Below are 11589 nucleotides of genomic sequence, written 5' to 3' on the forward strand. Positions count from 1 at the left end.
TGCGACAAATCTCAAGCAGGACGTTTGAGAGTGCCACTCTCGTGCATCGCATCAAATACCAGCATGATCAGCTTATCTTCGAGCACGAATCGGGCCTCCAGCGCCTCGCCGATATCTGATAAAGCCTGTTGAAATTCAAGGAAGTTATCATGATCAATGGCGGTCTCCAGACTGGTGTCATAGTAGTCCATGATCAGTTGTGTGTTGGCTTCCAGTAGCGGCCAAATTTTTGTGGCTTTTAAAAGCTGCCCGTTCCCTTCCAATTTATGGAGAATACGTTCATAAATACTGAAGTGTCCGGTGGAGAGGTAATCGACCAGGCTCTGACAAAAATCATCCAGCGCTTTTTCATTGAGCCGCATGTACGATTCTTTGCCAGGCTTAATGCCAACCAGATTGTAGTAAGCCACGAGCAGGTGCTTACGTACATGTAGCCAGCGATCAACCAGTTTATTACTTCCTCCGACGTGTTCCGTCAGGCTTTCCAGCTGGTTTAGCATGATTGACTCCGCAAGATGGTGTTTAGGAACTGCTCACCCATAAATGTAAAAATAATGTAAACAACATGCCTGTGAAGCAAAGGTTGCGCAAGAGATATGGATCGTATAATTGAAAAATTAGATAGCGGCTGGTGGATTGTCAGCCATGAGCAAAAGTTATGGTTGCCTCATGGCGAACTGCCTCACGGCGACGCAGCACGTTTTGATTTGATCGGGCAGCGCGCACTTCCTATCGGCGAATGGGAAGGGGAGACGGTCTGGCTGGTGCAGCAGCAACGTCGACACGATATGGGGTCAGTGCGCCAGGTCATTGACCAGGATGTTGGCCTGTTTCAACTGGCCGGACGTGGCGTACAGCTGGCCGAGTTTTACCGCTCGCATAAATTCTGCGGCTACTGCGGGCACACGATGTACCCAAGTAAAACGGAATGGGCGATGCTGTGCAGCCACTGCCGGGAACGCTACTACCCGCAAATTGCCCCCTGCATTATCGTTGCTATTCGTCGTGATGATTCCATTCTGCTGGCCCAGCACGTTCGCCATCGCAATGGCGTGCATACCGTGCTGGCGGGTTTTGTCGAAGTGGGCGAGACACTCGAGCAGGCGGTGGCACGTGAAGTCATGGAAGAGAGCGGCATTAAGGTGAAAAACCTGCGCTATGTCACTTCTCAGCCGTGGCCGTTCCCACAGTCTTTGATGACCGCATTTATGGCAGAGTATGATAGCGGGGAGATTGTTATCGACCCGAAAGAACTGCTGGAAGCGAACTGGTATCGCTACGACGATTTACCGCTGCTTCCCCCGCCAGGCACCGTCGCGCGTCGATTAATTGAAGACACTGTGGCAATGTGTCGGGCTGAGTACGAGTAAAGAACGAGTGATGATACACTGATGGACTGACGCAATAAGGAACTGCAAAAATGACCGAACTGAAGAACGATCGTTATCTGCGTGCGCTGCTGCGCCAGCCCGTTGATGTCACTCCGGTATGGATGATGCGCCAGGCGGGCCGCTATCTACCGGAATATAAAGCCACGCGCGCCGAGGCGGGCGATTTTATGGCATTGTGCAAAAATGCCGAGCTGGCCTGCGAAGTCACGCTGCAGCCGCTGCGTCGTTATAAGCTTGATGCCGCGATCCTCTTCTCGGATATCCTGACGATTCCCGATGCGATGGGACTCGGGCTGTATTTTGAAGCCGGAGAAGGCCCACGCTTTACCTCGCCGATTGTCAGCAAGGCTGACGTCGACAAACTGCCGATCCCGGACCCGGAAGATGGGCTGGGTTACGTGATGAATGCGGTGCGCACGATTCGCCGTGAACTGAAAGGTGAGGTGCCGCTGATCGGTTTCTCCGGTAGCCCGTGGACGCTGGCGACCTATATGGTCGAAGGTGGTAGCAGCAAGGCCTTCACCGTGATTAAAAAGATGATGTACGCCGATCCACAAGCGCTGCATCTGCTGTTGGATAAGCTGGCGAAGAGCGTCACGCTGTACCTGAACGCGCAGATCAAAGCGGGCGCGCAGTCAGTGATGATTTTCGACACCTGGGGCGGCGTGTTGACCGGTCGTGACTATCAGCAGTTCTCCCTGTACTACATGCACAAAATCGTCGATGGCCTGCTGCGCGAGAACGACGGTCGTCGTGTACCGGTGACGCTGTTCACCAAAGGCGGCGGCCAGTGGCTGGAAGCGATGGCAGAAACCGGCTGTGATGCGTTAGGCCTCGACTGGACCACTGACATTGCCGACGCGCGTCGTCGTGTGGGTCATAAAGTGGCGCTGCAGGGCAATATGGATCCGTCCATGCTGTATGCGCCGCCAGCCCGTATCGAAGAAGAGGTCGCGACGATTCTGGCCGGATTTGGTCAGGGTGAAGGTCATGTCTTTAACCTGGGCCATGGCATTCATCAGGACGTACCGCCAGAACATGCGGGCGTCTTTGTCGAGGCGGTACATCGCCTGTCGTCGCAGTACCACCGCTAATGGATCTCGCGTCGCTGCGCGCGCAGCAGCTTGAACTGGCCTCTTCAGTGATCCGCGAGGATCGCCTGCAGAACGATCCGCCGGATCTGATCGGCGGAGCGGACGTGGGGTTTGAGCAGGGCGGCGAAGTGACGCGGGCCGCGATGGTTCTGCTGAAATACCCTACGCTGGAACTGGTTGAATACAAGGTGGCGCGAATCGCCACCACCATGCCTTACATTCCAGGCTTTCTCTCCTTTCGTGAAACACCCGCGTTGATGGCCGCCTGGCAGCAGCTCTCGCACAAGCCTGATCTGCTGTTCGTTGACGGTCACGGTATCTCTCACCCGCGTCGCCTGGGCGTAGCCAGCCATTTTGGTCTGCTGGTGGATGTCCCGACGATTGGCGTGGCGAAAAAACGGTTGTGCGGCAAGTTTGATCCGCTCGCTGCCGAACCCGGAGCGTTAGCGCCGTTGCTGGATAAAGGCGAACAGCTGGCGTGGGTCTGGCGCAGCAAAGCACGCTGTAACCCGTTGTTTATCTCTACGGGTCATCGCGTGAGCCTGGACCGCTCATTGGCATGGGTACAACGCTGTATGAACGGCTATCGTCTGCCGGAACCAACGCGCTGGGCAGATGCGGTGGCATCTGAACGCCCGGCTTTTACGCGGCTTGCAGCCAAAACGCCCCATATCGGGTAAACTGCGGCTAATTTCCGTATTTGAGAGCTCATCATGTTACAAAACCCGATTCACTTGCGTCTGGAGAAGCTGGAAAGCTGGCAGCACGTTACGTTTATGGCCTGCCTGTGCGAACGCATGTATCCCAACTACGCGATGTTCTGCAAGCAAACTGAATTTGGCGATGGGCAGATTTATCGTCGAATCCTGGATTTGATTTGGGAAGCGCTGACGGTTAAAGATGCCAAAATCAATTTCGACAGCCAACTGGAAAAGTTTGAAGAGGCTATCCCGTCGGCAGATGATTACGATCTGTACGGTGTTTATCCTGCGATTGATGCCTGCGTGGCATTAAGCGAACTGATGCATTCACGTCTGAGTGGCGAAACGCTGGAACACGCGATTGAAGTCAGTAAGGCTTCAATTACCACAGTAGCGATGCTGGAAATGACCCAGGCTGGTCGCGAAATGACCGATGAAGAGCTAAAAGAAAACCCTGCTGTTGAGCAAGAATGGGATATTCAGTGGGAAATATTCCGACTTTTGGCTGACTGTGAAGAACGCGATATTGAGCTGATAAAAGGGCTGCGAGCAGACCTGCGCGAGGCTGGCGAGAGCAATATTGGTATAAATTTTCAGCAATGACACAACAAAACGTGATTTAACGCCTGATTTGTCGTGCCTGAAGGCTTCCCATCCGCCCCCCGTCTGGTCTACATTTGGGGGGCGAAAAAAAGTGGCTATCGGTGCGTGTATGCAGGAGAGTGCTTTTCTGGCATTTCCGTCGCACTCGATGCTTAGCAAGCGATAAACACATTGTAAGGATAACTTATGAACAAGACTCAACTGATTGATGTAATTGCAGACAAAGCAGAACTGTCTAAAACACAGGCTAAAGCTGCTCTGGAATCCACTCTGGCTGCTATTACTGAGTCTCTGAAAGAAGGCGATGCTGTACAACTGGTTGGTTTCGGTACCTTCAAAGTGAACCACCGTGCTGAGCGCACTGGCCGTAACCCGCAGACCGGTAAAGAAATCAAAATCGCCGCAGCTAACGTACCGGCATTTGTTTCTGGTAAAGCACTGAAAGACGCGGTTAAGTAATTCGCGTGGCAGTGAACAGTTTTAACGAAGGGGCGGTTTCGCCCCTTTTGTCCATCTGGCGTCATACGCTCTGGCTTTCAGGTGTGCTGTTGCTGTCGGCCTGTAGTCGTCATTCCGAACTTCCTCCGTTCACGGCCAGCGGTTATGTTGGCGAGCAGGGGGCGGTACGCGTCTGGCGTAAAGATTCCAGCGACGATGTTCACTTGCTCTCGGTATTTAGTCCGTGGCGTAAAGGCGATACCACCACCAGTGAATACCGCTGGCAGGGTGATACGCTCACTTTGATAGAACTCAACACTTACAGTAAACCGCCGGAACATGTCCGTATACGCTTCGATGACCGGGGCGAACTGAGTTTCATGCAGCGTGAAGTCGACGGTCTTAAGCAGCAGCTTTCCAGCGATCAAATCGCGCTTTACCGCTATCGCGCCGATCAAATCCGCCAGACCAGCGATGCGTTGCGTCAGGGACGGGTGATATTGCGTCAGGGACGCTGGCATGCGAATCACACGGTCACGACCTGTGAGGGTGAAACGCTGAAGCCCGATCTGGAATCGTGGGCGATAAACCATATTGAGCGCCGCCAGAGCCATTCATCCGTAGAGGTGAGCGTGGCATGGCTGGAAGCGCCCGAAGGGTCGCAGCTACTGCTGGTCGCTAATGAAGATTTTTGTCACTGGCAGCCTACAGCCAAAACCTTCTGATAATCTGCCATCAGGCAATACTGTTACCAGTGACCTATTCCCATATGGCCACCACCGCCGCATCCGCCGTAGCCCATTCCGGCTCCGCGAGGTACGCCCGCCTGCGCCATTGCGACATCGCGCTTAACGCGCTGCTCATCCAGCGACTGATTCAACGACTCCATCTCTTTTGCTACCGCATTAATCTTTGCAGTATCTGGCGAACTGGCTGTTAGCAACGCATTGTATTCGTAGCGTTTAGATGTCAGTTGTTGCCGTAAGGCGCTGGTCTGCGCGTAGTAATCATCATAGATTTTCTGCGCGGCCGCCTGTTGTTCGCTGGTCATAGGCGCACCGCCCCGCTGCTGCATACCATCACCATACCCCCAGTGATGTTGTGCCAGCGCCGGGGTGGAACCCAGAGCAATCAGCGAGAGTACAATCAGCGCCAGTTTATTATTCCGTTTCATCATTCGTTCTCCTGTTGGTTATCTTACATTCCTTGTTGCATCTTCCGTGCCAGACCGGAGATCTCCGTCCTACGGGCATCACGCGTGGTTTGCCTGGTGCAAAGCGAGTAAAAATGACTCGCCCGGGCGTAACCAGCGGGTCATTTTTACCCGGTACTTTCAGCGGTTTGTGTCTGAGGGCAGGGTTATCCGGGGTAAAAAATGGCATGATTTCTGCTGTATACCTGAAACGACGAAAGGAAACGGTGGGAAAGGGAGAGCATATGCGTCTGTATAAAGACACGGCGGCAAAGTGGTTGAGCCGACTCTTGCTGGCGGCAATCCTGATTTTAGTTGGCTGGTTTTCGATTATGACTATCCGGGACTATGGGCGGGAAAGCGGTGCTGCACGGCAAACGCTACTGGAAAAAGGCAGCGTGCTGATCCGTGCTCTGGAGTCTGGTACGCGCGTAGGTATGGGGATGCGCATGCATCATGCTCAACAGCAGACGCTGCTGGAACAAATGGCCGTACAACCCGGCGTGCTATGGTTTGCCGTTGTTGATGAGCATGGCGTCATTATCACTCACAGCAATTCCGCGATGGTCGGGAAAACGCTCTATTCACCGGATGTCCTGCGGCAGCTTAATCCCGGAGAACAAGAAAGCTGGCGAAATATTGATATTCCAGTGGGGAACGGTGAAAACACGCCGGCTCTGGAAATTTATCGCCAGTTTCAGCCGACGTATGGTCCAGGACGTCATGGCATGGCGCGTTGCGCCAGCGATGACGGACGGCTTAACATCCCTGCACAAACCATATTTATCGCCTTTGATGCCAGCGTACTGGCAGCGACTCAGGCCAGAGAGTGGCGTAACACCCTGATTGTCCTGTCCGCGCTGGCAGCCGTGTTGCTGGCCACCGTGCTGACCTTTTTCTGGTATCAGCGCTATCAGCGTTCGTACAAAGAACTGCAGGATGCGATGAAGCGTAAAGAAAAACTGATGGCGCTTGGGCATCTGGCGGCAGGGGTTGCACATGAAATTCGTAACCCGCTGTCTTCTATCAAAGGTCTGGCAAAGTATTTTGCCGAACGTACTCCGGCAGGAGGCGAGTCGCACGAGCTGGCGCAGGTCATGGCGAAAGAGGCAGACCGCTTAAATCGGGTGGTGAGTGAACTCCTTGAACTGGTGAAGCCCGCGCACCTTGCGCTCCAGAAAGTGGATCTCAATGAGGTCATCACTCACTCATTGCATCTGGTAAGCCAGGATGCTCAAAGTCGGGAGATTCAGTTACGGTTTACGATAAATCCTGCACTACCAACCATTCAGGCCGATCCTGACCGGCTAACGCAGGTCCTGTTGAATCTGTATCTGAATGCCATTCATGCGATTGGCCGCCAGGGCACGATTACGGTTGAAGCGAGTGAATGCAGCGCCGAACGCGTTAAAATTGTGGTGGCCGATAGCGGAAAGGGAATTGCAGCGGAACAGCTGGAGGCCATTTTTACGCCTTACTTTACGACCAAAGCTGACGGAACCGGCCTCGGGCTGGCGGTTGTGCAGAACATAGTCGAACAGCACGGTGGTACCATTCAGGTGGCAAGCGTTGAGGGCAAAGGCGCGGTCTTTACTCTCTGGCTGCCGACCAAAGCGAAACAACAGGACTAACAAGGATGACGCGCGGAAAAATCACTATTCTGGTGGTGGATGACGATATTAGCCACTGCACCATTTTACAGGCGCTGCTGCGCGGCTGGGGTTATGAGGTCGCGCTGGCCTATAGCGGGCGCGCGGCTCTGGAACAGGTGCGCGAACGTGTATTTGATTTAGTGCTGTGCGATGTGCGCATGGCAGAGATGGACGGTATCGCTACGCTGAAAGAGATTAAAGCGCTGAATCCGGCGATTCCGGTATTGATCATGACGGCGTTCTCCAGCGTGGAGACCGCCATTGAGGCGCTGAAAACAGGGGCGCTGGACTACTTAATCAAACCGCTGGACTTTGACCGGCTGCAGGAGACGCTGGAGAAGGCGCTCGCGCACAGGCGGGAAACGGGTGCTGAATTGCCGTCAGCGTCGGCGGCGCAGTTTGGCATGATTGGTCGCAGTCCGGCGATGCAGCAGTTGCTCAGTGAAATTGCGATGGTTGCGCCCTCGGACGCCACGGTGCTCATCCACGGAGACTCCGGGACGGGCAAAGAGCTGGTGGCCCGTGCGCTACATGCCAGCAGCGCACGCAGCGATAAGCCGCTGGTAACACTGAACTGCGCGGCACTCAATGAATCTTTGCTGGAATCCGAGCTGTTCGGTCACGAGAAAGGGGCGTTTACCGGGGCGGATAAACGCCGGGAAGGTCGCTTTGTGGAAGCTGATGGCGGCACGCTGTTTCTTGATGAGATTGGCGATATCTCACCGTTGATGCAGGTGCGTCTGCTGCGAGCTATCCAGGAGCGAGAAGTACAGCGGGTTGGCAGCAACCAGACTATTGCGGTTGATGTCCGGCTGATCGCCGCCACGCACCGGGATCTGGCGGAGGAAGTCAGTGCCGGGCGCTTTCGCCAGGATCTCTACTATCGCCTGAACGTCGTCACCATTGAAATGCCAGCATTGCGCCAGCGTCGGGAAGATATTCCGCTGCTGGCCGAACATTTTCTCCAGCGTTTTGCCGCGCGTAACCGAAAAGCGGTGAAAGGCTTTACTCCGCAGGCGATGGACCAGCTGATCCACTACGACTGGCCGGGAAATATTCGCGAACTGGAAAATGCGATTGAGCGCGCGGTAGTCCTGCTGACGGGGGAATATATTTCTGAACGCGAGCTGCCGCTGGCGATTGCTGCGACGCCGATAAAAACGGAATACAGTGGCGAGATCCAACCGCTGGTGGATGTCGAAAAAGAGGTGATTCTGGCGGCGCTGGAAAAAACGGGCGGCAATAAAACCGAAGCCGCCCGTCAGTTAGGTATTACGCGCAAAACGCTGCTGGCTAAGCTCAGCCGTTAGTTTTGCTCACGTTCGATGGCGCGCCAGCCGATGTCGTTACGGCTGAAGCTGCCGTCCCAATGGATGTCGGTCATCAGGGCGTAGGCGCGTTTCTGCGCGTCTGCCACGGTGTGACCCAGTGCGGTAGCGCACAGAACGCGGCCGCCGTTGGTCAGCACGCGATCGTCAGCAGACAGTTTGGTGCCCGCGTGGAACACCTTACCGTCAGCGACGTCTTCCAGCGGCAGACCGTGGATCTCATCGCCAGTATTGTAATTGCCCGGATAACCGCCGGCGGCAATGACCACACCCAGCGAGGCGCGTTCGTCCCACTCGGAGGTTTTCTCATCCAGCTTGCCGTCGCAGGCGGCGAGGCAAAGATCCACCAGATCCGATTTCATGCGCAGCATTATCGGCTGGGTTTCCGGATCGCCGAAGCGGCAGTTGAACTCGATAACCTTCGGGTTGCCCTGCTTGTCGATCATCAGACCCGCGTAGAGGAAACCGGTGTAGGTGTTACCTTCCGCCGCCATGCCTTTTACGGTTGGCCAGATGATGCGTTCCATGGTGCGCTGGTGTACTTCGTCAGTCACTACCGGAGCAGGGGAGTAGGCCCCCATCCCGCCGGTGTTCGGCCCAGTATCACCATTGCCGACGCGTTTGTGGTCCTGACTGGTGGCCATCGGCAGCACGTGCTCGCCGTCGACCATCACGATGAAGCTGGCTTCTTCACCGTCGAGGAACTCTTCGATAACGATACGATGGCCCGCGTCGCCAAACGCGTTACCGGCCAGCATGTCATGCACGGCGGCTTCGGCTTCCTCCAGCGTCATCGCCACGATAACGCCTTTTCCGGCAGCCAGACCGTCGGCTTTGATGACGATTGGCGCGCCTTTCTCACGCAGGTAAGCCAGCGCAGGCTCAACTTCGGTGAAGTTCTGATATTCCGCCGTCGGAATCTGGTGACGGGCGAGAAAATCTTTGGTGAAGGCTTTGGAGCCTTCCAACTGCGCGGCGCCTTCGGTTGGCCCGAAGATCTTCAGGCCAGCGGCGCGGAACGCATCGACCACGCCAATCACCAGCGGCGCTTCCGGGCCAACGATGGTCAGATCGATCTTCTCGTTCTGGGCAAAGCTCAGCAGCGCAGGAATGTCGGTCACGCTGATGGCCACGTTTTGTAGCGCAGGCTCCAGTGCGGTTCCGGCATTACCCGGTGCGACAAAGACGGTGGAAACCAGCGGAGACTGCGCCGCCTTCCACGCCAGGGCGTGCTCGCGCCCGCCGTTGCCAATGACTAATACTTTCATCGTCTGCTCCGTGAATTAATGGCGGAAGTGGCGCATGTCGGTGAATACCATCGCGATACCGTGTTCATCGGCAGCGGCAATCACTTCGTCATCGCGGATAGAACCACCAGGCTGGATAACGCAGGTCACGCCCGCGGCAGCAGCGGCATCAATCCCATCGCGGAACGGGAAGAAAGCGTCGGACGCCATAGAGGATCCTTTCACTTCCAGGCCTTCGTCGGCGGCCTTAATCCCGGCAATTTTGGCGGAGTACACGCGGCTCATCTGGCCTGCGCCTATGCCGATAGTCATGTTCTCTTTGGCGTAAACAATGGCGTTGGATTTCACGAATTTAGCCACTTTCCAACAGAACAGCGCATCACGCAGCTCTTGCCCGGTCGGTTGGCGTTTGGTTACCACGCGCAGTTCAGCTTCGCTCACCATACCGAGGTCACGGTCCTGAACCAGCAGGCCGCCGTTCACGCGCTTGAAGTCCAGGCCCGGAACGCGCTGCGCCCATTGGCCGCAGACCAGCACGCGAACGTTCTGCTTGGCTGCGGTAATTTTCAGTGCTTCTGCTGTGGCGGATGGCGCGATGATCACTTCCACGAACTGGCGGGAGATAATCGCCTGCGCGGTTTCAGCATCCAGCTCGCGGTTGAAAGCGATGATGCCGCCGAATGCGGAGGTCGGGTCGGTTTTGTAGGCGCGATCGTAAGCGTCAAGAATAGAGGTACTTACCGCCACGCCGCATGGGTTCGCGTGCTTAACGATCACGCAGGCCGGTTCGTTGAACTCTTTCACACACTCCAGTGCGGCATCGGTATCAGCGATGTTGTTATAGGAGAGCGCTTTTCCCTGTACCTGCTGCGCCGTGGCAACGGACGCTTCTTTGACGTTCTCTTCTATATAGAAGGCTGCCTGCTGGTGGCTGTTCTCACCGTAGCGCATATCCTGCTTCTTAATGAAGTTCAGGTTCAGCGTACGTGGGAAGCGACCGGCGGCTTCTTTGCTTTCGCCGTGATAGGCCGGAACCATGCTGCCAAAGTAGTTGGCGATCATGCTGTCGTAGGCGGCGGTGTGTTCGAAGGCTTTAATCGCGAGATCGAAACGCGTGTCGAGGGTCAGAGAACCATCGTTGGCATCCATCTCTTTAATAATGGCGTCGTAGTCGCTGCTCTTCACAACGATAGCCACATCTTTATGGTTCTTGGCAGCGGAGCGCACCATGGTCGGGCCGCCGATATCAATGTTCTCCACCGCATCTTCCAGCGAGCAGCCTTCGCGGGCGACGGTCTCGGCGAATGGATACAGGTTAACAACCACCATATCGATAGGCGCGATACCATGTTGTTCCATTATTCCGTCATCCTGACCGCGACGGCCCAAAATGCCGCCGTGGACTTTTGGATGCAGGGTCTTCACGCGTCCATCCATCATTTCCGGGAAACCGGTGTAATCGGAAACTTCGGTCACTGGCAGACCTTTCTCTGCTAACAGGCGGGCAGTGCCACCTGTTGAAAGCAGCTCCACACCACGTGCGGAAAGTGCCTGAGCGAATTCGATGATACCGGCCTTGTCAGAAACACTGAGCAGAGCGCGGCGGACTGGACGACGTTGTTGCATGGTAAATCCCCTGGATTTGACTATTACAGAGAGCGTTAGGTGAATTCTTGCGTAAAAACTCAACTAACGCCCCTTACGGGGCATCCTTGTTGTGCGGTGGCATTGTAACGAAAACGTTTGCGCAACGCTCGCGAATTTTTCTCTTTCCCTCAATTCCATTATTTCATCTCTATATGATGAGGGATAAAACCAGGTGGCTCGCGAAAGAGATCCTTATTTTTGTGGATAACTCTGTGTGTAAATGGGTATAAGGCGGTGTTTTGCTGTGGAATGCAGCAGTCAGTCATTTTTCTGTCATTTAAGGGTTGCGGGCTGAG

Annotated in this window: 12 protein-coding genes; 8 read left to right on the plus strand and 4 right to left on the minus strand. The window is 55.2% G+C overall.

What is annotated here, in order from left to right; translation table 11 throughout:
• Nucleotides 1-11 precede the first annotated feature (11 nt).
• Nucleotides 12-500: an Rsd/AlgQ family anti-sigma factor gene (locus OGX91_RS07570; protein ID WP_005132871.1), complete on the minus strand. Its 489-nt coding sequence runs from the start codon at nucleotides 498-500 to the stop codon at nucleotides 12-14.
• A 96-nt stretch (nucleotides 501-596) separates the two neighbouring features.
• Here OGX91_RS07570 and nudC point away from each other — a divergent pair, with 96 nt between their 5' ends.
• The 6 genes from nudC (at nucleotide 597) to OGX91_RS07600 (ending at nucleotide 4952) form a co-directional block, all read left to right on the plus strand.
• Nucleotides 597-1370, plus strand: coding sequence for an NAD(+) diphosphatase (gene nudC, locus OGX91_RS07575; protein ID WP_005132869.1), 774 nt, complete (start codon nucleotides 597-599; stop codon nucleotides 1368-1370).
• A gap of 50 nt (nucleotides 1371-1420) precedes the next feature.
• Entirely contained in the window at nucleotides 1421-2485 is a 1065-nt protein-coding gene (gene hemE, locus OGX91_RS07580) for a uroporphyrinogen decarboxylase (protein ID WP_005132867.1), read from the plus strand.
• Complete coding sequence (gene nfi / locus OGX91_RS07585; RefSeq protein WP_005132865.1) at nucleotides 2485-3165, plus strand: deoxyribonuclease V; 681 nt, start codon at nucleotides 2485-2487, stop codon at nucleotides 3163-3165. Before hemE ends, nfi begins: the two co-directional genes overlap by 1 nt.
• 33 nt (nucleotides 3166-3198) lie before the next feature.
• Nucleotides 3199-3789 carry a YjaG family protein gene (locus OGX91_RS07590; protein WP_003842015.1) on the plus strand — a complete coding sequence of 197 codons (591 nt, stop codon included), beginning with the start codon at nucleotides 3199-3201 and terminating at the stop codon, nucleotides 3787-3789.
• A 186-nt stretch (nucleotides 3790-3975) separates the two neighbouring features.
• Nucleotides 3976-4248 (plus strand): nucleoid-associated protein HU-alpha, encoded by a 273-nt coding sequence (gene hupA, locus OGX91_RS07595; RefSeq protein ID WP_001044509.1) that lies wholly within the window; start codon nucleotides 3976-3978, stop codon nucleotides 4246-4248.
• 11 nt (nucleotides 4249-4259) lie between these two features.
• Complete coding sequence (locus tag OGX91_RS07600) at nucleotides 4260-4952, plus strand: DUF1481 domain-containing protein (protein WP_005132858.1); 693 nt, start codon at nucleotides 4260-4262, stop codon at nucleotides 4950-4952.
• A gap of 23 nt (nucleotides 4953-4975) precedes the next feature.
• Here the strand turns inward: OGX91_RS07600 and zraP are convergent, their stop codons facing one another.
• Entirely contained in the window at nucleotides 4976-5401 is a 426-nt protein-coding gene (gene zraP / locus OGX91_RS07605; RefSeq protein WP_286625858.1) for a zinc resistance sensor/chaperone ZraP, read from the minus strand.
• Between the two features lie 263 nt (nucleotides 5402-5664).
• Between zraP and zraS the strand changes: the two genes are divergently transcribed.
• Together zraS and zraR are read left to right on the plus strand one after the other, a co-directional pair.
• On the plus strand, nucleotides 5665-7050 hold the full coding sequence (zraS, locus tag OGX91_RS07610) for a two-component system sensor histidine kinase ZraS (protein WP_182289562.1): 1386 nt from the start codon (nucleotides 5665-5667) through the stop codon (nucleotides 7048-7050).
• 5 nt (nucleotides 7051-7055) lie between these two features.
• Nucleotides 7056-8381 carry a sigma-54-dependent response regulator transcription factor ZraR gene (zraR, locus tag OGX91_RS07615; RefSeq protein ID WP_286625856.1) on the plus strand — a complete coding sequence of 442 codons (1326 nt, stop codon included), beginning with the start codon at nucleotides 7056-7058 and terminating at the stop codon, nucleotides 8379-8381.
• On the opposite strand, the gene purD is transcribed toward zraR, so the two are convergent.
• Both purD and purH read right to left on the minus strand, forming a co-directional pair.
• Nucleotides 8378-9667: a phosphoribosylamine--glycine ligase gene (purD, locus tag OGX91_RS07620; protein ID WP_040230811.1), complete on the minus strand. Its 1290-nt coding sequence runs from the start codon at nucleotides 9665-9667 to the stop codon at nucleotides 8378-8380. The genes zraR and purD overlap by 4 nt on opposite strands.
• 15 nt (nucleotides 9668-9682) lie before the next feature.
• Nucleotides 9683-11272 (minus strand): bifunctional phosphoribosylaminoimidazolecarboxamide formyltransferase/IMP cyclohydrolase, encoded by a 1590-nt coding sequence (gene purH, locus OGX91_RS07625; RefSeq protein WP_286625857.1) that lies wholly within the window; start codon nucleotides 11270-11272, stop codon nucleotides 9683-9685.
• Nucleotides 11273-11589 lie beyond the last annotated feature (317 nt).

The organism is Citrobacter sp. Cpa228, assembly GCF_030333085.1.
Classification (GTDB): Bacteria; Pseudomonadota; Gammaproteobacteria; order Enterobacterales; family Enterobacteriaceae; genus Citrobacter; species Citrobacter pasteurii.